Here is a 21,076-nt window from a genome sequence, read left to right as displayed (position 1 = left end):
TTTCTATTGTTTCGTCACAGGTGCAAATTTTGCTAACAAACGTTTAACACCAATCGGGCTTGGGAACGCAATATCTAATTCTTTTGCATCACCTTCACCTTTTACACTTACAACTGTACCGATTCCCCATTTTTGGTGGGAAGCTTTATCGCCTACTGCCCAGCCAATTTGCTCACCGCCTGTCGTCTTAGCTGCAGGACGCGCGAAAGCTGAACGAGAGCGTGTTGTGGTTGTTGTTGTCATTTTACTGCTACTTGCTGTTCTGCCTTTTGCACCAAACGAATTTTCACGCTTCGGCGCTGTTTCATTTAATGATTCCACTAGTTCTGCCGGGATTTCTGTAATGAAGCGAGACGCAGCATTCATACTTGTTCTACCAAATAAAGTACGCATTTGCGCATTAGATAAATATAACTCTTCTTCTGCACGAGTAATACCTACATAAGCAAGACGACGTTCTTCTTGCATTTCATCCTCTTCCATAAGAGAACGAGTATGAGGGAATATCCCTTCCTCTAAACCAACAATAAAGACAACCGGGAACTCTAATCCTTTTGCTGAGTGCATCGTCATTAAAATAACTTCTTCACCAGCAGTTGGGTCTTCATCTACACGATCAATATCAGCAACAAGTGCTAAATCTGTTAAGAATGCAACAAGGCTCTTATCTTCACTTTGAGATTCAAATGTTTGCGTAACAGATAAGAATTCGTCTAAGTTTTCTAAACGACCTTCCGCTTCTAAAGAACGCTCATTTTTCAACATATCGCGATAGCCTGTTTTTTCAATAACTTCTTCTACTAATTCTGTAACAGATAAATACTCTTGCATATTTACCCAGTTGTGTAATAAATTTGCGAATTCTTTTACTGCCTTTGTAATTTTTGCACTTACTCCAACATGCTCAATCTCATCAAATACAGCAGTTAATGAAATTCCGTTTTGCACACCATAATTAATAATTTTATCGATAGAAGTCGCACCAATACCACGCTTTGGCATGTTAATAATACGTGCAAAACTAATTTCATCATCTGGATTACCGATTAAACGTAAGTACGCCAAAATATCTTTAATCTCTTTACGGTCGTAGAACTTAGTTCCCCCGACAATTTTGTACGGAATGTTAGATTTAAGGAAAATCTCCTCGACCATACGAGACTGAGCATTCGTACGATATAGCACTGCAAAATCAGTGTATTTTCGTTTCCCCATTTGAAGATCGTCACGAATTTTTTTCGCAACAAAATATGCTTCGTCCTTTTCAGTTGCGGCACGATAATACGAGATTTTACTTCCAACTTGATTGTCTGTCCATAATTTCTTCGGTTTACGATTCGTATTTTTTTCAATAACAGCATTCGCTGCATTTAAAATATTTTGTGACGAACGGTAGTTTTGTTCTAACAAGATTACCTGTGCATTCTCATAGTCTTTTTCAAATGACAAAATGTTAGAAATATCTGCACCACGCCAGCGATAAATAGACTGGTCAGAGTCACCTACAACGCAAAGATTTTTAAAACGTGCTGCCAAATGTTTAACAAGAAGATATTGCGCTTTGTTCGTATCTTGATACTCATCAACATGAATATATTGGAACTTACGCTGATAAAACTCTAATACTTCTGGAACACGTTCAAATAGCTGAATCGTCGTCATAATTAAATCATCAAAGTCTAATGAATTATTTTTCAAAAGACGTTTTTGATACTCTGTGTATACATCGCTCGTTAATTTTTCATATGGATCAGCCATTGTAATTTTTTTTGCATATTTATCCGCAGATAACAGTTCATTTTTCGCATTACTAATACCCGCTAAAATAGAGCGCGGCTCAAATTTCTTCGGATCAATATTGCGCTCTTTCATAATTTTTTTGACTACAGTTAGCTGATCACCTGAATCTAAAATTGTAAAGTTACGATTAATACCAATACGATCGATATCGCGTCGTAAAATACGTACACACATAGAGTGGAACGTCGAAATCCAAATATCTTCTGCTTCTGGTCCCACAAGTGTATCAATACGCTCGCGCATTTCACGAGCTGCTTTATTTGTGAAGGTAATAGCTAGTACATTCCATGGTGCTACACCTTTTTCACCAAGCAAATACGCAATACGGTGTGTTAACACGCGTGTCTTACCACTACCTGCACCTGCCATTAGTAGAAGTGGTCCATTCGTTGTTTGTACTGCTTTTTGTTGCTGTGGATTTAAACCGTTTAATAACTTATCTGTCATACTCATATACGCCTGCACCTACTCTCCTTTTACTGCTTTAACTGTTTTTAACGCCGATTTTATATCATCATAAATAATATTTCCAACAACTACTGTATCAGCATATTGCGCCATTTCTTTCGCCTGTTCTGCATTAGAAATACCACCGCCATAATATAACTTGGCTTGTTTCAATTCTGCTTTTACATTTTTAACAAGTTCAACATCTCCATACGTACCGCTATATTCTAAATAAAATATCGGTAAATGTAATAACTTGTCTGCTAAACGCGCATATGCAATAACGTCATCTTCTGTTAAATCACATTTCGCATCTGTAAGCTGGGCTACTTTCGCTTCAGGATTTAAAACACAATACCCTTCCATAAAAATTTCGTCCCAGTCCATAATATCCCCAAATTCTTTCAATGCCTCATGATGAACACCTGTTACCCATTCTACTTTTCGGCTATTTAAAACACTTGGGATGTAATAAAAATCAAATCCTGGTGTAATTGCTTCTACATCAGAAACCTCTAATACACAAGGAACTGCATATCTACGAATGCTAACTAGCATGTGTAATACGTTATCAATTGTAACTCCATCACTTCCGCCTACAATAACAGCATCCGTTCCAGATTCACAAATCATTTCTAAATATTCATCGCTTAACTCCTTATTTGGATCAAGCTTAAATACATGTTTCCATCCGGAAATATCGTACATGAAAACACCCTTCCTTTTCTCTAGTTATATCTATAGTTCTGTTTAAAATAACAGTTAGTTTTTATTTTGATTTTTTAAAATAGCTATTAAATATTTTTCAAAAAGAAGGATTTAATTTCACCTTCTTTTTATGCATTCTTTCATTATAACAAAAAAAGCTACTGACACACACGCCGATTCCAACATCTTTTTCAACGTCAAATGTTGGATTACATATCCCAAAAATCACACGGGATACTAATAAGAGAAGTAGTATTTACTATTTCAATTTTCATAAAAAGGAGTGTTTTTCTAATGAAGCAAAACATCGGGACAATAAACGCTCTAATTCGAATTACACTTGGGCTGGTCCTCTTCGGATGTAGTGCAACTAAACTTGTACGCAAGCCGTGGTGCACTTGGTCTAACATTTTTCTATGGATTGGTGCAATGAAAGTTGCAGAGGGAATTGTTCGATTCTGCCCTATTGTTGAAGCGTGGAAATTTGGAAAATACATGAATATGGGCGCATTTAAAATGCCTGGCATGAATTTTGCTGAAAAAGGACATGCTAAAGAAGAAGTGAATCCAACTTCCGCTCATGACAAGCCAAAGTCAAAGGGAAGTTATGACGCTTCTGACAAAGAGATTGAGTCAGCGATTGAAGAAATAATCCTGGCAAAACCGCTTTGAATCATTTGTCACGATGCAAGATGCTCTCAAAGGGACTTAGCTGCTGCAGTGGGCGGTTAAGTCTTCTTTATTTTACCATAAAACAGAACGTATATTCTTATTTCTAACTTTAAAATGTACATAAAAGATATCAATCAATAAATTTCAGAAAATTAGGTGCATACCCCTTGCTTAAAACGATATAAAAGTGATATCATTTTTATATCAGGAGGCGATCATATGAAAGAAAAACAAGTATTTTATGTAAATGGTTTTCTCGGTATTATTGGAATTTTGATTTTAGCTGCTATCGGTGTATTTTTCCTTGCACAAGAAATTTTCGTAGGAGCAGCACTAACTATTATATTAGCGGCAATTCTCGCTACAGGTATCGGTATTGTTCAACCGAATCAAGCGAAAGTTATTACGTTCTTTGGTAATTATTTAGGAACAATTCGTCAAAATGGTTTATTTTTAACAATTCCATTCGCATTCCGTCAAACTGTCTCGTTACGTGTTGAAAACTTTAATAGTAAGAAATTAAAAGTAAACGATGTTGAGGGAAATCCGATTGAAATTGCAGCTGTTATTGTATATAAAGTAGTTGATTCTGCAAAAGCAATGTTCGGTGTTGAACATTACGATCGATTTGTAGAAATCCAAAGTGAAACAGCAATCCGCCACGTCGCAACAAAATATCCTTATGACAATTTCCAAGATGAAACTTGCATTACGTTACGCGGGAATACTGAAGAAATCTCTGAAGAATTAAAGCGTGAGTTAGAAGCGCGCCTTGAAATCGCAGGCGTAGAAGTATTAGAAACTCGTTTAACACATTTAGCTTATGCAACAGAAATTGCCCATGCGATGCTACAACGTCAACAAGCAAAAGCGGTATTAGCTGCTAGAAAAGAGATTGTTGAAGGTGCTGTGAAGATGGCGAAGGATTCAATCCATATGTTAGATGAGGAAGGCGTACTTGAATTAGATGACGAGCGTAAAGCGAATATGGTAAACAACCTATTAGTTGCCATCGTTTCAGATAAAGGTGCGCAACCAGTTATTAATACAGGAAGCCTATACTAAGGGCTATAAGTAATTATGGCTAAAAAGAAAAGCTTTCCATTACGTATTGATCCTGAATTACACGCAGTCATCGAAAAATGGGCAAATGATGAGTTTCGTAGTGTCAATGCACACATCGAGTATTTACTTCGAGAAATGGCAAAGCAAAAAGGAAAATTGCAGAAAGATAAAGATGCATGAACAAACAGCCCACTGAATTTTCAGCGGGCTGTTTTTATACAAAGCAAGTTATCAATAAACTTGCTTAACGCTGCTGTTCTCACACTATCTTTCCGATAAATAAAATAAGTCGGAATAAACCTGTTTTCATGTACTAACGGTGTATGAATAAGTTCTTTATGGCTATCAAATTGCTCTGCTACTTCACGTGGTAACATAGACACCCCAAGTCCAGCTTTTACGCATCCAATAATACCGTCTAAAGAATTTAATTCCATTATTTTTTTGGAACAATCCCTTCAGATAGTAACCATTCTTCTAAAACTTTTCTATAAAAACAACCTGATTGAAAAACGATAAAAGACTGCGATTCCGAATATCCGTTATCCCACAAAACATTCCGCTTTGAAAGTAACATCATTTCCTCTTGGAATACTTCTATCTTTTCTAAAGCTGGATCAGCTATACAATCAGCTACAAATGCCCCCTCTATTTCATATAAGAGTACCTTCTTCGTTAATTCTTCCGTATTGTGCGTTTGCAACATAATTTCCACTTCTGGATAGCGCATATGATAATTAGCTAAAATCGTGGGCAATCTAACAGCTGCTGCTGTTTCCATCGCTCCAATTTTCAATACTCCTCCAGGCTCCGCTGTATGTTTCACTTGCCTTTTTGATTCATTTAATAATTGAATCATTTTTTCAGCGTATGTTAACAACTTTTCTCCGGCTGGTGTTAATGTAACTCCATCTCGATGCCTATAAAATAATTGTGTTTCATATTCAGCTTCTAGCCGTTTTATTTTTGCTGTTATGTTTGATTGAACAAAATTCAACCGAATAGCTGCTCTTGAAATACTTTTCTCCTGCGCGACCATATAAAAAGCTACAAAATCTTGTAAGTTCATTCGTTCATATCCCTTCGTTCATATCATTAATTTTGATATTACATATAAAAAATCAGTATTTTACGCCCCATATATATTCCTCTATCATATATTTTAGAAGATATTTCAAGAAGGGAGATTATATGAAAGAGACAAAAACATGGAAAATGATTATAGCTGGGATATGTTCTTTAATAGCTGTCATGGGTATTAGTCGGTTCGCCTACACACCGATTATTTATTTTATGGAAAAGCAAGCCCATATAGAAGATGACCTCGCTGGATATTTAGCGTCCAGTAATTATCTTGGTTATTTACTTGGGGCATTCTTTATTGGATTCATTACGATAAAAAATCGTGAAAAAATATTACACCACTGTTTATTCTTCAATGTTCTTTCAACTCTTTGTATGGGCTTAACCTCTTATATCTTTTTATGGTTTCCCCTTCGCTTTATCGGTGGTTTCACAAGTGCAATTGTATTTGTTCTTGCCTCTAGTATTGTTTTAGATTATTTATTTCAAAGTAATAAAGTCATGCTAGGTGGCATGATTTATAGCGGTGTTGGAATTGGCATTATTTTCTCTGGAAGTTTCGCACCTTTATTCAACTCAATTTGGAATTGGCAAGGTGCATGGATTGGGTTAGGACTTATTAGTTTTAGTTTAGCTATCCTTGTATGGAAATGGTTAAGAGAGGACAGTAGACGCACTATACAGCAACCAAAAAGTACTATACAAGCTACATCTCATAGAAAAAACTATTTATTTTGGCTTATTTTAGCTTACGGATTCGAAGGGTTTGGCTATATCATTACAGGGACCTTCCTTGTCACCATTGTAGAAAGAATTACACTATCACCCTTCTATGCATCTTGTAGCTGGATTATTGTCGGTATTGCTGTCATCCCATCTAGTTACATTTGGTCCACTGTTGCTCGGAAGTACGGACCAACACGAGCTCTTACATCCGCCTATATGTTACAAATTATAAGTGTACTTTCTCCACTCCTTATTCCAAACCTTTTTGGGGCATTTCTAAGTGCATTCCTTCTAGGTGCTACATTCGTCGGAATTACAATTTTAACAACTACAGAAGCAAAACGAATAAGACCGAATGAAAGTAATAAAATCATTGGTTATACGACAGGTGTTTATGGGATTGGCCAAATTATCGGTCCAATCTTTACAGGTATTATTGCGGAGCAAATGCAAAGTTTTTCCCTCCCACTCCTTGTCGCTGCTCTTACGTTAATCACCTCAATACTACTATTATTAATTGGAGAAATAAGATGTAAGCAGGTAGAGAAAAAGTGTATATAGATACAAATAGTTTATAATCTCTTGAAAAGATTCAACGTACTATACTCTATTTCCTATAAAAAAAAGAAGCTAACATATGTTAGCTTCGCGTAATCTCATGCCCAATCGCACGATATCCTATATCACTACGATAAAATAAGCCATCGCTCTCAATCTTTGCGATTTCTTTATACACTCTATCTTTCGCTTCTTGTAAGTCTTTCGCTTTATAAGCAATAAATAGTACACGGCCACCATTTGTTACAAAATCCCCATGCTTCATCGCTGTACCTGAATGAAAGACAATAGCATCTTCTAAACGATCTAATCCTGTAATAATTTCACCTTTTTTATACGCTTCTGGATATCCTTTTGAAGCAAGTACAACACCAATTACTGCTTCCTCTGACCACTCTAACACTAACTCACTTTCATCTAATACAGCGTTACATACATCAACTAAATCATTTTCTAAGCGAGGTAATACAACTTCTGTTTCAGGATCACCAAAGCGTGCATTAAATTCAATTACCTTTGGACCATCATTTGTTAAAATAAGCCCTGCATATAAAATCCCTGTAAACGATCGATTTTCTTGGATCATTGCTTGAGCAGTTGGATGTAATACGGTTTGAATCGCTTCTTGGACTGCTGATTCTGGAATTTGTGGTACTGGAGAATATGCACCCATTCCGCCTGTATTTGGGCCTTTATCAGCATCAAAAGCTCGTTTATGGTCCTGAGCGATTACCATCGGATGTACAGTTGTTCCATTTACAAATGCCATTAATGAAAATTCTTGTCCATCTAAAAACTCTTCAATAACAACCTTCTTACTTGCCGCGCCGAACTTCACATCTTGTAGCATTTCTTTCACAGCCTGTAATGCCTCTTCAAGCGTCATTGCTACCGTTACCCCTTTACCAGCAGCTAATCCGTCAGCTTTAATAACGATTGGTGCACCAACTTTTTGAATGTACTGTACTGCTTCTTCATAATCGGTAAAAGTTTCGTACGCCGCAGTTGGAATATCATACTTTTTCATAAGCTCTTTTGTAAAAGCTTTACTACCTTCAATAACAGCAGCCGCTTTATTCGGACCAAATACGCGAAGTCCCTCTTCTTTAAAACGATCAACAATTCCATTCATAAGTGGAATTTCTGGTCCAACGAAAGTTAACTCAATATTATTCTCTTTGGCAAATAAAACTAATGCATCAAAATCATTTTCATCAATATCAACTGGTATTGCAACATCTCGCATACCTTCATTACCTGGTGCTACATATACCTTTTTCACTTTTGCAGATTGTGCAAACTTCCAAGCTAAAGCATGCTCACGCCCACCGCGGCCAATTACTAAAACATTCATATTTCATCCCCCAATAATTAAATAAGTACAAACTAGAAGCTATGCTCCTAGTTTGCTTTTTCATATCAATAAAAGGTTATCTTGACCGGACTTTTTAAACATCCATCTCAATAAAGGTTTAAAAAGGAGGATCAAGAGCACTGAGCAGGTCTAGGCGCATTTGCCAGGAGGACACGGAGTGTAGTTTTCCTACATGAGTACCGCACTGGCGATGCAACGACGACATGCGAAGGTTATCTTGACCGGACTTTTTAAACATCCTCTATTAGTGTTTGAAATGACGTACGCCAGTGAACACCATAGCAATCCCATACGTATCTGCCACTTTAATAGAATCTTCATCACGGATCGATCCGCCTGGTTGAATGATTGCTGTAATTCCCGCTTTTGCTGCTTCTTCTAATGTATCTGGCATTGGGAAGAAAGCATCAGATGCAAGCGCGCTACCTTGTGCTTTTTCACCAGCTTGTGTAATCGCGATTTTTGCAGAGCCTACACGGTTCATCTGTCCCGCACCGACACCAATTGTCATGTCATCTTTCGCTAAAACAATTGCATTTGATTTCACATGTTTTACAACTTTCCAAGCTAGTTTTAAATCTTTCCATTCTTGCTCTGAAGGTTCACGTTTCGTTGGAATTGAAATTGTACTTTCATCTAATGATAACGTATCTTCCTCTTGAACGAGAAGTCCACCTTGTACAGAAGTTAGTTTTTTGCTTGCACTTGTCGCTTTTTCAATATTTACAGTTAGTAAGCGTAAGTTCTTCTTACTTTGCAACACTTCTAAAGCTTCTTGCGAGAACGAAGGTGCGATAACAATTTCTAAGAAAATTTCATGTAACTTTTCTGCTGTAGCTTTATCAATTTCACGATTTGCTGCAATAATACCGCCGAAGATTGATACTGGATCTGCTTCATAAGCACGAGTATATGCTTCGTGAATATTAGTTCCTACTCCAACACCACATGGATTCATATGTTTTACTGCTACTACTGCTGGTTCTGTAAATTCTTTTACGATGCTAAGCGCTGCGTCTGCATCATTAATATTGTTATACGATAATTCTTTACCGTGTAATTGTTCTGCGTATGCAACAGAAGAAGTTGCTGCGAATGGCGCTTTATAGAAAGTTGCTTTTTGATGTGGGTTCTCGCCATAACGTAAGTCTTGCTTTTTCTCAAATGTCACAGTTAATGTTTCTGGACTTTCTTCACCCATTTGCTCTGTTAAGTAGTTAGAAATTAACGCATCATACGCTGCTGTATGACGGAATACTTTCGCTGCTAGTTTACGTTTCGTTTCCTCTGCTACTTCACCGTTCTCTTTCAGTTCTGCTAACACAATATCATAATCTACTGGATCTACAATTACAGATACGAATTTATGATTTTTCGCAGCAGAGCGAATCATTGTCGGGCCACCGATATCAATATTTTCAATTGCATCAGCAAATGTTACATCAGGCTTAGCGATTGTTTCTTTAAATGGGTATAAGTTAACAACAACAAAATCAATTGCTTGAATACCTAATTCATTCATTTGCGCTACATGTGTTTCATTATCACGAACTGCTAATAGACCACCATGAATATTTGGATGTAAAGTTTTCACACGACCATCCATAATTTCAGGGAAACCAGTTACTTCAGAAATACCAATTACTTGTAAGCCGTTTTCTTCTAGTAACTTTTTCGTACCACCTGTTGAAATAACTTCAATCCCTTGCTCTAGTAACCCTTTAACAAATTCTACTACTCCTGTTTTATCTGAAACACTTACTAATGCACGCTTTTTCATTTATCCTTCACCCCTGGTTGTATGTTAGTTAACAGTTGCTTCTTTCACAGACTGAACAATTTGATTCACTGTATTTACGTATAATTTATGTTCAACTTGCTGAATTTTCTTTTGTAAGCTTTCTCTCGTATCCCCTTCAGAAACAACCACTGCTTCTTGCGCAATAATTGGCCCTGTATCCATACCTGCATCTACATAATGAATTGTTACTCCAGTTACTTTCACACCTGCTTCTAACGCTTGACCGACAGCATCTTTACCCGGAAAGCTCGGTAGTAATGATGGATGAATATTAATAATCTTTCCGCCGTATGCTTCTAGTAACGTCGGACCGATTAAACGCATATATCCAGCTAAAATAATATAATCAATTTCATATTCTTCTAGCTTCTTTAATATCTCTTTTTCAAACGCTTCTTTGGACTCATATGCTTTCGCTGAAAAAGCGAAACACGGAATATGATGATAATGTGCTCGCCCAACAGCACATGCTTCTGGTTTATCACATACTAATAAACTAATTTCTGCATCCAATCTTTTTTCTTCTACCGCATTAACGAGAGATTGAAAGTTAGATCCACTTCCAGAAGCAAAAACTGCTAATTTACTCATAGTGCTTTGCCCCCATTAAAAGTAACGCCAGCTCCTTGTACAGTACGTCCCATAATACGAGCCGTTTCTCCTTGCTCTTCAAGAAGACGAACAACATCTTTTGCATCTTCTTCCTTCACTGCTACTACCATACCAATACCCATGTTAAAAATATTGAACATTTCTTTCTCTTCCAGTTTCCCAACTTCTTGAAGCAAATGGAAGATCGGCTGAATTTTCCAAGATCCTAGTTCAATCTCAGCACCAATTCCTTCTGGCAACATACGTGGGATATTTTCAATAAATCCGCCCCCTGTAATATGCGCCATACCGTATACTTCATGCTTCTTCAATAGTTCTAAAATAGGTTTGACATAAATTTTCGTTGGTTTTAATAATTCTTCACCAAGAGGTAGTTCTAAGCGTCCATAAATACGCTCTAAAGATAGTTCTCCATCTTCTAGTAACACTTTTCGTACTAAAGAGTAACCATTGCTATGAATACCGCTAGATGCTAAGCCAATTAGCACGTGACCAGCTTCAATCTTTTCACCTGTTACAATTTTCTTTTTATCAACAATCCCAACTGTAAAACCAGCTAAATCATATTCTTCCGTAGAATACATTCCTGGCATTTCAGCTGTTTCTCCACCGATTAATGCACAACCAGCTTGGCGACAGCCCTCTGATATACCTTTGACGATGTTTTCAATTTTACTAGGTTCAGCTTTACCACAAGCAATATAATCAAGGAAGAAAAGCGGCTCTGCTCCTTGGACAACAATATCATTTACACACATTGCTACTGCATCAATACCAATTGTGTCATGTTTATCTGCCATAAAAGCGAGCATCAATTTTGTTCCCACGCCATCTGTTCCAGATACTAATACAGGTTCTTCTAATGCAAATTTTGATAGATCAAACATACCTCCAAAACCGCCTAAACCGCCTAGTACTTCTTTTCTCATAGTTGTTTGTACGTGTTTTTTCATGCGAGATACCGCTTCATATCCAGCTTCAATATCTACTCCTGCTTGCTTATATGCATTCGCCATCGTTATTTACACCTCGTCTTTTAATTTCTCCCCATCCAGGGCGGGCCGTTTTAAGAAAAAAGCTAGCTTCTACAGCAAAAGAAGTAGAAGCTTTTTTCACTTTTCTTATTTCATACTTTCTAAAAGCTCTTGCTCATAATCATAAAGAGCTGTTGGATAGTCCCCATTAAAGTAAGCCATGCATAGGCCGCCATATTTCCCTTCATATGGACGCCCAATTGCATCTACTAATCCATCTTCGCTTAAAAATGTTAAAGAATCTGCTCCGATCATTTCGCGGATTTCTTCTACTGTATTATTTGCTGCAATTAATTCTTTTCTAGTTTGAATATCAATGCCATAGAAACATGGATACTTAAGAGGTGGTGAAGCAATTCTTACATGAACTTCTGTCGCTCCAGCCTCACGAAGCATACGAACAATTCGTTTACTTGTCGTTCCTCTTACGATAGAGTCATCAATCATAACAACTCGTTTCCCCTCAACCACACCTCTTACTGCGGAAAGCTTCATCTTAACCCCTTGCTCACGCAGTTCTTGAGAAGGTTGGATAAACGTACGTCCAACGTAACGATTTTTAATTAATCCTAATTCATACGGAATGCCTGTTGCCTCCGCATAGCCAATCGCAGCTGAAATACTAGAGTCTGGTACACCAGTAACAACATCTGCATCAATAGGAGCTTCTGCCGCTAAACGTTTCCCCATGTTTTTACGTGCTGCATGAACGTTAACACCAGCAATATTAGAATCTGGTCGTGCAAAGTAAATGTATTCCATACTACAAATCGCATGTTCTACATCGTTTGTGAAACGATCTACGTGAATTCCTTCATCATTAATGATAAGTAATTCACCAGGTTCTACATCGCGAATGTATGTTGCACCTACTACATCAAAAGCACATGTTTCAGATGCTACAACGTAAGCATCCCCCATCTTTCCAATTGAAAGCGGACGGAACCCATTCGGATCTAACGCAACGATCATTTCATTTCCAGTTAGTAAAAGATACGCAAACGCACCTTTCACTTTATTCAGAGCCTCTTTTACACTTTCAATTAAAGAGTCTTTCGTACTACGTTTAATAAGATGTAAAAGTACTTCTGTGTCTGAACTTGTTTGAAAAATACTTCCCTCTGCCTCTAATTCACGGCGAAGCATTTTTGCATTAATTAAATTCCCGTTATGAGCTAGCGCCATACTATGATCAGAAAAACGGAACAATAATGGTTGAACGTTAGCAACTTCACTTCCACCAGCTGTTGCATATCGTACATGTCCGATTGCTGATTTTCCATTTAATCCTTCTAACTCACCTCTTGAAAACACTTCTGATATTAAACCTAACCCCTTGTGACCGACGATTTTTTCCCCATTATTTACGACAATGCCTGCGCCTTCTTGCCCACGGTGCTGTAAACTGTGCAATCCGTAGTATGAAACTTGTGCTGCATTTTCATGCCCCCAAATTCCGAAAACGCCACATTCTTCGTTTAACCCCTTTATTTCAGCAAGCATGGGATTGCCCCTTTCCAAGCCTTTCTCATTTCATCTACATTTGCTGTAAGTAATACTTCATTTTCTTCATTATGAATTGTTACTTCATTTGTACTTGTTACTTCTCCAACTTGGATTGCTTCTACCGTTTTCTCAAACGCCTCTTTATTTTCACGTTTTACAGTTATCACGAAGCGAGACTGTGATTCAGCGAATAATGCTGCTGTTGCTTCTCCATCTAATTTCACAGTAGCACCTAAGCCGTTAGCACCAATTGCACTTTCTGAAATTGCAACTGCTAAACCACCCTCAGCAACATCATGTGCAGATTGAACAAGACCAGCTTGAATTGCTTCTAATACTTGTTTTTGGCGTTTTAATTCTACATCTAGATCGATACTTGGTGATTGACCGAAAATTTTTCCGTGAATCATTTTCTGTAATTCACTTCCGCCAAACTCAGCTTTCGTCTCACCGATTATATAAACTAAATCACCAGCTTGCTTAAACTCTTGTGTTGTTACATGTTTTAAGTCATGTACAAGTCCGACCATCCCAACAGTTGGTGTTGGATATACAGCTTCGCCACTACGTTCGTTATACATCGATACGTTTCCGCCGATAACTGGTGTTTGTAATGTGCGACAAGCTTCACTCATACCGTCTACTGATTTCTCAATTTGCCAGAAGATTTCTGGTTTTTCTGGGTTACCGAAGTTTAAGCAATCTGTAATTGCAAGTGGCTCACCGCCAGAGCATACGATATTACGCGCTGCCTCTGCTACTGCAATTTTACCGCCCATTTCTGGATCTAGATAAATGTAGCGAGAATTACAATCTGTCGTCATTGCTAATCCTTTTTCTGTACCGCGTACACGTACAACTGCTGCATCTGAACCTGGTGTAACAACTGTGCTTGTACGAACTTGGTAATCGTATTGATCGTATACCCACTCTTTACTTGCAATTGTTGGTTGCTGTAATAGAGCGAATAACGCTTCTTTATAATTTTCTACTTTTGGCGTTTCCATTTTCATTGCTTGGAATTCAGCAAAGTATGCTGCTTCTTTTGATGGTTTATGATAAATTGGTGCTTCTTCTGCTAAAGCATCTGCTGGAACTTCAGCTACCTTTTCACCTTTATGGAATAAACGAAGCATTTTATCTTCCGTTACTTTCCCCATCGTAACCGCTGCAAGACCATACTTCTCAAATAAATCTACTATTTCTTGTTCTCTACCTTTTTTCACAACAATTAACATACGCTCTTGTGATTCAGACAGCATCATTTCATATGGTGTCATTCCTGTTTCACGCTGTGGTACATCATCTAAGTACATTTCAATACCCATTCCTGCTTTACTTGCCATTTCTGCAGATGATGATGTTAAACCAGCCGCACCCATATCTTGAATTCCAACAAGTGCATCAGATTGAATTAATTCTAAACACGCTTCAATAAGAAGTTTTTCCATAAATGGATCCCCTACTTGAACCGCTGGACGTTTCGCTTCTGAGCTTTCAGATAGTTCTTCCGACGCAAATGTTGCACCGTGAATACCATCACGACCAGTTGATGCTCCTACGTACATTACTGTGTTACCAGCACCGTGCGCTTGCCCTTTTTTAATGTCTTCGTGGTTAATCAAACCTACGCACATTGCATTTACAAGTGGATTTCCTTCATAACATGGATCAAATTGTACTTCGCCGCCAACAGTCGGAATACCGATGCAGTTGCCGTATCCTGCAATTCCTGCTACTACTTCTTCGAATAAATATTTCACACGTGGTGACTGTAATTCACCGAAACGAAGTGAGTTTAATAGAGCTACCGGACGTGCTCCCATAGAGAATACGTCACGAATAATACCACCAACACCTGTTGCTGCTCCTTGATATGGTTCAATAGCTGAAGGATGGTTATGACTTTCCATTTTAAATACAACTGCTTGATTATCACCGATATCTACAATTCCAGCACCTTCTCCAGGTCCTTGCAGAACGCGCTCACCTGTCGTTGGAAACTTGCGAAGAACTGGTTTTGAATTTTTATAACTACAATGTTCAGACCACATTACAGAGAATAACCCTGTTTCTGTATAATTTGGCAGACGACCTAAAATCTTTTCAACCATGGCAAACTCTTCGTCTGTTAGCCCCATTTCCGCATATATACGCTCTTCTTTAATTTGTGTTGGATTTGGTTCAAGCATTAACGACATATGTTTCCCTCCACTGTTTTAAGATAGATTGAAAGACTTTTAACCCTTCAGCACCGCCAAGTAATTCATCTACAGCACGCTCTGGGTGTGGCATCATACCAAGTACATTTCCTTTTTCGTTTACAATACCAGCAATATCTGAAACGCTACCGTTAGGGTTTTCTACGTAACGGAATGCGATTTGATTATTCTCTTCTAATTGTTTAAGAGTCGCTTCATCACAATAGTAATTCCCCTCACCATGCGCGATTGGAATATTAATTACTTCATCTTTTCCATATTGTGATGTAAACATCGTTTCATTATTTTCAACACGCAACTGAACAGTGCGACACATAAATTTTAAATTTTCGTTTCTCATTAATGCTCCTGGTAGTAATCCTGATTCAACAAGAATCTGGAATCCATTACATACACCTAAAATCGGCTTTCCTTGCTCAGCAGCTTTTTGCACTGCTTTCATTGCATTAGCAAAGCGAGAAATAGCACCGCAGCGTAAGTAGTCACCGTAAGAAAATCCACCTGGTAGTAGAATTGCATCATATTCATCTAAATTCTCTGTATCGTGCCAAACGTAATCTACTTCTTCGCCAAGCTCATCTTTAATTGCATGGAACATATCGACATCACAGTTCGAACCCGGAAATACTATTACGGCAAATTTCACTGTGCGACAACCTCCTCAACTTCATAACGGAAGTCTTCCATTACAACGTTCGCTAATAGTTTTTCACACATTTCTTTTACCTTGCTATCTAAATCAGATACAGATTTATCAATTGTTAGTTCCATGTACTTTCCGATTCGAACGTCTTGTACTTCTGTGAATGAAAGACTATGAAGTGCTCCTTTTACTGCTGTTCCTTGTGGATCTAATACGCTTTCTCTTAATGTTACATATACCTTAACTTTATACATGTGAAATTCCCCCTAAACGTTTTAAAATCTCTTCATAAGCATCTGTTAAATTTCCAAGATCACGACGGAATACGTCTTTATCAAACTTTTCATTGCTCGTTTCATCCCATAAACGGCAAGTATCTGGTGAAATTTCATCCGCTAAAATGATTTCTCCTTCTTCCGTTACACCAAACTCTAATTTGAAATCTACTAATCTTACACGACAGCTTGCGAAATGATCAATCAACACTTGATTGATTTGTAGAGCCATATCTCGTAATACGCTTACTTGCTCTGGCGATGCAACGTTTAATACACGAATATGATCTTCCGTTACAAGCGGATCTCCTAAATCATCATCTTTGAAGTAAAATTCTACGATTGGTTCTGCAAGTACAGTTCCCTCTTCCATTCCTAATCGTTTTGAAAGACTTCCTGCAATTACATTTCTTGTGACAACTTCTAAAGGAATAATACTCACTTTTTTAACAAGTTGTTCTGTTTCAGATAACTTCTCAATAAAATGTGTTTTAATTCCTACTTCTTGTAACTTTCTGAACAATAAAGTTGTAATTTCATTGTTCAAACGACCTTTTCCTGTAATCGTCTCTTTTTTCTCCCCATTGAAAGCAGTCGCACTATCTTTGTACTCTACCCAAACCATATCTGCTGATTCTGTACGATAAATTCTTTTTGCCTTACCTTCATACAGCAATTCTAGCTTTTGCATTTCGCAAGCCCCCTGTAGTTTGAAAAATGTGAATAATGTTTTTATAAAGAATGGCACAGAATGACTCTATTCTGTGCCATATGAAATTTTACGCTTCGTTTAATCCAAGGCGTTCAAAGATTGTATCAACGTGTTGCATATGATGCTCATAGTTGAAGCATTCATTAATTTCTTCTTGTGTTAACTTGCTTGTAATACGCTCATCAGCTTCTACAAGCTCTTTAAATTGTACTTGTGTTTCCCAAGCTTCCATCGCTTTAGGCTGTACGATATCATAAGCTTCTTCACGTACCATACCTTTGTCGATTAGTGTAAGCATTACGCGCTGAGAATAAATTAAGCCGTATGTTCTTGTCATATTGCGTTTCATATTCTCTGGGTATACAGTTAAGTTTTTAACGATATTACCAAAGCGATTTAACATGTAATTTAATGCGATTGTAGCATCTGGTAAAATTACGCGTTCTGCTGAAGAGTGAGAAATGTCACGCTCATGCCACAATGGAACATTCTCATAAGCTGTCATCATATAACCGCGGATAACACGAGCTAAACCAGTCATATTTTCAGATCCAATTGGATTACGCTTATGTGGCATTGCAGAAGAACCTTTTTGGCCTTTTGCGAAAGCTTCTTCAACTTCACGTGTTTCACTCTTTTGTAAGCCACGAATCTCAACTGCCATCTTTTCGATAGATGTTGCGATTAATGCAAGTGTTGACATGTAGTGTGCGTGACGATCACGTTGCAATGTTTGTGTTGAAATTGGTGCTGCTTCTAATCCTAGATTTTCACAAACATATTTTTCTACGAATGGATCGATATTTGCATATGTACCAACCGCACCAGATAGTTTACCAACACGAACTGTATCAGCAGCTTGTTTGAAACGCTCTACGTTACGTTTCATCTCTTCATACCAAAGACCCAGTTTTAAACCGAATGTTGTTGGTTCTGCATGAACACCGTGTGTTCTTCCCATCATGATTGTGTATTTATGCTCTTTCGCTTTGTTAGCTAAAATGCTTACAAAGTTCTCTAAGTCTTTTAATATAATTTCATTCGCTTGTTTTAAGATGTAAGATAATGCTGTATCTACTACATCTGTAGATGTTAAACCGTAATGAACCCATTTACGTTCTTCGCCTAGTGCTGGCGTTTCTGATACAGCACGAGTGAATGCAACTACGTCATGACGTGTTTCTTTTTCAATTTCATAAATACGATCAATATCAAATGATGCATGTTCACGAATTTTTTTAACATCTTCTTTTGGAATGTCGCCAAGCTCAGCCCATGCTTCACAAGCTAAAATCTCAACTTCTAACCACGCTTTAAATTTGTTCTCTTCCGTCCAAATCGCACCCATTTCAGGGCGTGTATAACGACTAATCATCTTTTTCCCTCCAACAGTTGTTCTTGATGGTCCCAAATATGCAAACTCTTCGCTTTTTCTAGAGCGACTTCAATATTATCATTTAAAATATTAACATGCCCCATTTTTCGCTGTGCTTTTGCTTCTTCTTTTCCATACAAGTGTAAATAGCACCCGGTTAATCTATTCACTTGTCTTAGGACCCCTTCTATATGTTCGCCTAAAATGTTTACCATGACAACTGGTTTTAACAAATTTGTTTCTCCTAGAGGTAAATTACAGATTGCTCGAATATGTTGACCAAATTGGCTCGTTTCACATGCATCCTGTGTATAGTGTCCTGAATTGTGAGGTCTTGGTGCTAATTCATTAATGTAAATCTCACCATTAGCTGTAGCAAACATCTCTACAGCTAGTGTTCCCACAAGTTTTAATTCATCCGCAAGTACCTTTGCGTAAGCAATTGTTTTTTGAGAAAGCTCTTCTGTAATGCGAGCTGGAACGATAGATTCATGTAAAATGTTATTTACATGAATATTTTCTGCTACTGGAAATACTTTCGTTTCACCACTTACACTACGAATCACAATAACGGATACTTCTTTTTCAAAAGGCACCCATTTCTCTAAAATACACTCTGCTTTATCCACAAGATTTCTTGCTGTCTCAACATCAGTCTCACTTCTTAAAACAACTTGCCCTTTCCCATCATATCCACCTGTCGTCGTTTTTAAGACGGAAGGGAATGATAACTCAGCAATTGCTTCTGTAAGCTGATCTTGATTTTGAACTAATCTATACGTTGCTACTGGTAACCCAGCCTTCTCAATTGCATTCTTTTCTGTAAAACGATTTTGCGTTTTATTTAACAACTGACTACCTTGTGGCAAGTAAGCATGTTTTTCAAGCCATTGTAAACATCTATAATCAATATTCTCAAATTCATATGTGACAACATCACTTATCTCTGCTAAATGCTGAATTGCCTTTAAATCGTCATACGGTGCAACAATTTCAATATCAGCAACTTGTGCACATGGTGAATGCTTTGTAGGATCTAAAACAGCAATTTTATATCCCATCTCCTTGGCTGCCAATGCCATCATTCTTCCTAGCTGGCCGCCTCCAATAATGCCGATTGTTTTTCCAGGTAAAATGATTCTCGTCATACTAGCTCACTACCTTCACGCACATCTTTTTCAATCGCTTCTCGTCTCAATTCTAATGCATCATGTATATCATCATAGAATGATCCAAGTATTTGTGCAGCAAGTAATCCAGCATTCGTTGAACCGGCTTTACCAATTGCAACAGTTGCAACTGGAACACCTCCTGGCATTTGGACGATGGATAATAATGAATCTAAGCCGTTTAATGCTTTTGATTGAACTGGAACTCCAATTACAGGAAGATTTGTCTTCGCTGCAACCATTCCTGGTAAATGTGCTGCTCCACCAGCTCCAGCAATAATAACTTTCAATCCACGTTCACGAGCCGTCTCTGCATATTCAAACATATAATCCGGAGTCCGATGAGCGGATACAACTTTTTTCTCATACGGTATATTTAATTCATCTAAAATGTCACAAGCATATTTCATTGTTTCCCAGTCTGACGTACTTCCCATTATGACTCCAACTAGTGATTTCATATTAGAATCCCCCCGATTCAAATAAAAAAAGCCTGAAATAGAACAGTTTCTCTTTTACTATGAGAGAAAGCGCTCTACTCAGGCATACGTATCCCTTGTGAATAGAAAAATACCGAGTGACTTTCCCTCATAGTCTAACGAATAACGGTCGTTAGGTAGAGACTTGCAGGCCATATCCCCGCGATTATATGAGGTCTTATATTATTGTTTCTATGGCTATATTAACAATATTTCATAAACGATGTCAATAAATAATCGAATGTTTTTTTATTAGTAGTCAATAACGTTCGTGTTTTAGTTATATTCAAAAGAAGAATTGCAACTATATGCAAGAAGAAAAAGGAATTAGAATATATATTTCTAGAGATCTATTTACTTATAATCGTTTATATAGTACTTCAGTATGTTTTAAATCAAAATATATACACTCTTGTATTCTACACATCAATAGAACTTTTATTATAACGATTTAATTTCTAAGGAGGATAAACGTGAAAGAAAGAACTATGCTATTATCCTATTTATTTTTTTCTATCGCAGTAATTGTTATAATTATTGAATACTTATTTATAGCATCTCATTATTTAAAATATATACTTATGATAGAAATAATGTGTCCTATTTTAAGTATTTCAGGAACACAAAAAATCATTGCTATTATTTTAAACAGTCTCTATTTCATTCTTTTTTCGTCTTTAGCGTTATTAAATTTATGGATTATAACATGCGGTAAATAAAAATAAACACAAAAAAACCTAAGTCGAAACGACTTAGGTTTTTGCTTGGCGACGTCCTACTCTCACAGGGACAAGGTCCCAACTACCATCGGCGC

19 protein-coding genes, 1 pseudogene and 1 riboswitch are annotated in these 21,076 nt (G+C 37.4%); of the genes and pseudogenes, 5 read left to right on the top strand and 15 right to left on the bottom strand.

Annotation, left to right across the window (positions count from 1 at the left end; all coding sequences use genetic code 11):
• Window positions 1-3: 3 nt before the first annotated feature.
• The gene (gene pcrA, locus ACTJJY_RS23960) at window positions 4-2,253 is read right to left on the bottom strand and encodes a DNA helicase PcrA (protein ID WP_440606729.1); all 2,250 of its coding nucleotides are present in this window, start codon (window positions 2,251-2,253) and stop codon (window positions 4-6) included.
• Window positions 2,254-2,265: 12 nt separating this feature from the next.
• Window positions 2,266-2,955, bottom strand: coding sequence for a heptaprenylglyceryl phosphate synthase (locus ACTJJY_RS23955; protein WP_000272109.1), 690 nt, complete (start codon window positions 2,953-2,955; stop codon window positions 2,266-2,268).
• 294 nt (window positions 2,956-3,249) lie between these two features.
• On the opposite strand from ACTJJY_RS23955, the gene ACTJJY_RS23950 reads away from it, so the two are divergent.
• The 3 genes from ACTJJY_RS23950 to ACTJJY_RS23940 all read left to right on the top strand — a co-directional run bounded on the left by ACTJJY_RS23950 (window position 3,250) and on the right by ACTJJY_RS23940 (window position 4,872).
• Entirely contained in the window at window positions 3,250-3,627 is a 378-nt protein-coding gene (locus ACTJJY_RS23950; RefSeq protein ID WP_440606728.1) for a YgaP family membrane protein, read from the top strand.
• A 219-nt stretch (window positions 3,628-3,846) separates the two neighbouring features.
• Window positions 3,847-4,692: an SPFH domain-containing protein gene (locus ACTJJY_RS23945; RefSeq protein ID WP_000660675.1), complete on the top strand. Its 846-nt coding sequence runs from the start codon at window positions 3,847-3,849 to the stop codon at window positions 4,690-4,692.
• Between the two features lie 15 nt (window positions 4,693-4,707).
• Entirely contained in the window at window positions 4,708-4,872 is a 165-nt protein-coding gene (locus ACTJJY_RS23940) for a toxin-antitoxin system HicB family antitoxin (protein ID WP_440606727.1), read from the top strand.
• A 20-nt stretch (window positions 4,873-4,892) separates the two neighbouring features.
• On the opposite strand, the pseudogene ACTJJY_RS23935 reads toward ACTJJY_RS23940, so the two are convergent.
• Window positions 4,893-5,761, bottom strand: a pseudogene (locus ACTJJY_RS23935) (LysR family transcriptional regulator).
• Between the two features lie 122 nt (window positions 5,762-5,883).
• On the opposite strand from ACTJJY_RS23935, the gene ACTJJY_RS23930 reads away from it, so the two are divergent.
• On the top strand, window positions 5,884-7,062 hold the full coding sequence (locus ACTJJY_RS23930; RefSeq protein WP_440606726.1) for a YbfB/YjiJ family MFS transporter: 1,179 nt from the start codon (window positions 5,884-5,886) through the stop codon (window positions 7,060-7,062).
• 79 nt (window positions 7,063-7,141) lie between these two features.
• On the opposite strand, the gene purD is transcribed toward ACTJJY_RS23930, so the two are convergent.
• From purD to purE, 12 genes are all read right to left on the bottom strand, one after another.
• Window positions 7,142-8,413: a phosphoribosylamine--glycine ligase gene (gene purD / locus ACTJJY_RS23925; RefSeq protein ID WP_065481573.1), complete on the bottom strand. Its 1,272-nt coding sequence runs from the start codon at window positions 8,411-8,413 to the stop codon at window positions 7,142-7,144.
• 265 nt (window positions 8,414-8,678) lie between these two features.
• Window positions 8,679-10,214: a bifunctional phosphoribosylaminoimidazolecarboxamide formyltransferase/IMP cyclohydrolase gene (purH, locus tag ACTJJY_RS23920; RefSeq protein WP_043937817.1), complete on the bottom strand. Its 1,536-nt coding sequence runs from the start codon at window positions 10,212-10,214 to the stop codon at window positions 8,679-8,681.
• Window positions 10,215-10,238: 24 nt separating this feature from the next.
• A complete protein-coding gene (gene purN / locus ACTJJY_RS23915) occupies window positions 10,239-10,826 on the bottom strand; it encodes a phosphoribosylglycinamide formyltransferase (RefSeq protein ID WP_440606725.1) in 588 nt (195 codons plus the stop codon).
• Window positions 10,823-11,863 (bottom strand): phosphoribosylformylglycinamidine cyclo-ligase, encoded by a 1,041-nt coding sequence (gene purM / locus ACTJJY_RS23910; RefSeq protein ID WP_440606724.1) that lies wholly within the window; start codon window positions 11,861-11,863, stop codon window positions 10,823-10,825. The genes purN and purM overlap by 4 nt, the downstream gene beginning before the upstream one ends.
• A 105-nt stretch (window positions 11,864-11,968) precedes the next feature.
• Window positions 11,969-13,384, bottom strand: a complete 1,416-nt coding sequence (gene purF / locus ACTJJY_RS23905) for an amidophosphoribosyltransferase (RefSeq protein ID WP_440606723.1) — start codon at window positions 13,382-13,384, stop codon at window positions 11,969-11,971.
• On the bottom strand, window positions 13,369-15,588 hold the full coding sequence (gene purL, locus ACTJJY_RS23900; protein ID WP_071731346.1) for a phosphoribosylformylglycinamidine synthase II: 2,220 nt from the start codon (window positions 15,586-15,588) through the stop codon (window positions 13,369-13,371). Before purL ends, purF begins: the two co-directional genes overlap by 16 nt.
• Window positions 15,572-16,255: a phosphoribosylformylglycinamidine synthase subunit PurQ gene (gene purQ, locus ACTJJY_RS23895; RefSeq protein WP_000666787.1), complete on the bottom strand. Its 684-nt coding sequence runs from the start codon at window positions 16,253-16,255 to the stop codon at window positions 15,572-15,574. Before purQ ends, purL begins: the two co-directional genes overlap by 17 nt.
• Entirely contained in the window at window positions 16,252-16,506 is a 255-nt protein-coding gene (gene purS, locus ACTJJY_RS23890; protein ID WP_000278823.1) for a phosphoribosylformylglycinamidine synthase subunit PurS, read from the bottom strand. Before purS ends, purQ begins: the two co-directional genes overlap by 4 nt.
• Window positions 16,499-17,218, bottom strand: a complete 720-nt coding sequence (purC, locus tag ACTJJY_RS23885) for a phosphoribosylaminoimidazolesuccinocarboxamide synthase (protein ID WP_440606722.1) — start codon at window positions 17,216-17,218, stop codon at window positions 16,499-16,501. The genes purS and purC overlap by 8 nt, the downstream gene beginning before the upstream one ends.
• Window positions 17,219-17,306: 88 nt before the next feature.
• Window positions 17,307-18,614, bottom strand: coding sequence for an adenylosuccinate lyase (gene purB / locus ACTJJY_RS23880; protein ID WP_000625682.1), 1,308 nt, complete (start codon window positions 18,612-18,614; stop codon window positions 17,307-17,309).
• Window positions 18,611-19,762 carry a 5-(carboxyamino)imidazole ribonucleotide synthase gene (gene purK / locus ACTJJY_RS23875; protein WP_440606721.1) on the bottom strand — a complete coding sequence of 384 codons (1,152 nt, stop codon included), beginning with the start codon at window positions 19,760-19,762 and terminating at the stop codon, window positions 18,611-18,613. The genes purB and purK overlap by 4 nt, the downstream gene beginning before the upstream one ends.
• Window positions 19,759-20,244 (bottom strand): 5-(carboxyamino)imidazole ribonucleotide mutase, encoded by a 486-nt coding sequence (gene purE / locus ACTJJY_RS23870; RefSeq protein ID WP_043937814.1) that lies wholly within the window; start codon window positions 20,242-20,244, stop codon window positions 19,759-19,761. The genes purK and purE overlap by 4 nt, the downstream gene beginning before the upstream one ends.
• A gap of 110 nt (window positions 20,245-20,354) precedes the next feature.
• A riboswitch (purine riboswitch) is annotated at window positions 20,355-20,456 on the bottom strand.
• A 279-nt stretch (window positions 20,457-20,735) separates the two neighbouring features.
• Here purE and ACTJJY_RS23865 point away from each other — a divergent pair.
• On the top strand, window positions 20,736-20,981 hold the full coding sequence (locus ACTJJY_RS23865) for a hypothetical protein (protein ID WP_440606720.1): 246 nt from the start codon (window positions 20,736-20,738) through the stop codon (window positions 20,979-20,981).
• The last annotated feature ends 95 nt before the right edge of the window (window positions 20,982-21,076 follow it).

The sequence above is a fragment of the Bacillus sp. 22475 genome (genome assembly GCF_052044835.1).
Taxonomy (GTDB): Bacteria; Bacillota; Bacilli; order Bacillales; family Bacillaceae_G; genus Bacillus_A; species Bacillus_A cereus.
Note: the sequence above shows the minus strand (reverse complement) of the source record. Positions and strands in the feature narration are given on the sequence as shown.

Bases quoted from the DNA above. Each gene is read 5' to 3' on its own strand.
- pcrA (WP_440606729.1), bottom strand. From the start codon at position 2,253: ATGAGTATGACAGATAAGTTATTAAACGGTTTAAATCCACAGCAACAA.
- ACTJJY_RS23955 (WP_000272109.1), bottom strand. From the start codon at position 2,955: ATGTACGATATTTCCGGATGGAAACATGTATTTAAGCTTGATCCAAAT.
- ACTJJY_RS23950 (WP_440606728.1), top strand. From the start codon at position 3,250: ATGAAGCAAAACATCGGGACAATAAACGCTCTAATTCGAATTACACTT.
- ACTJJY_RS23945 (WP_000660675.1), top strand. From the start codon at position 3,847: ATGAAAGAAAAACAAGTATTTTATGTAAATGGTTTTCTCGGTATTATT.
- ACTJJY_RS23940 (WP_440606727.1), top strand. From the start codon at position 4,708: ATGGCTAAAAAGAAAAGCTTTCCATTACGTATTGATCCTGAATTACAC.
- ACTJJY_RS23930 (WP_440606726.1), top strand. From the start codon at position 5,884: ATGAAAGAGACAAAAACATGGAAAATGATTATAGCTGGGATATGTTCT.
- purD (WP_065481573.1), bottom strand. From the start codon at position 8,413: ATGAATGTTTTAGTAATTGGCCGCGGTGGGCGTGAGCATGCTTTAGCT.
- purH (WP_043937817.1), bottom strand. From the start codon at position 10,214: ATGAAAAAGCGTGCATTAGTAAGTGTTTCAGATAAAACAGGAGTAGTA.
- purN (WP_440606725.1), bottom strand. From the start codon at position 10,826: ATGAGTAAATTAGCAGTTTTTGCTTCTGGAAGTGGATCTAACTTTCAA.
- purM (WP_440606724.1), bottom strand. From the start codon at position 11,863: ATGGCGAATGCATATAAGCAAGCAGGAGTAGATATTGAAGCTGGATAT.
- purF (WP_440606723.1), bottom strand. From the start codon at position 13,384: ATGCTTGCTGAAATAAAGGGGTTAAACGAAGAATGTGGCGTTTTCGGA.
- purL (WP_071731346.1), bottom strand. From the start codon at position 15,588: ATGTCGTTAATGCTTGAACCAAATCCAACACAAATTAAAGAAGAGCGT.
- purS (WP_000278823.1), bottom strand. From the start codon at position 16,506: ATGTATAAAGTTAAGGTATATGTAACATTAAGAGAAAGCGTATTAGAT.
- purC (WP_440606722.1), bottom strand. From the start codon at position 17,218: ATGCAAAAGCTAGAATTGCTGTATGAAGGTAAGGCAAAAAGAATTTAT.
- purB (WP_000625682.1), bottom strand. From the start codon at position 18,614: ATGATTAGTCGTTATACACGCCCTGAAATGGGTGCGATTTGGACGGAA.
- purK (WP_440606721.1), bottom strand. From the start codon at position 19,762: ATGACGAGAATCATTTTACCTGGAAAAACAATCGGCATTATTGGAGGC.
- purE (WP_043937814.1), bottom strand. From the start codon at position 20,244: ATGAAATCACTAGTTGGAGTCATAATGGGAAGTACGTCAGACTGGGAA.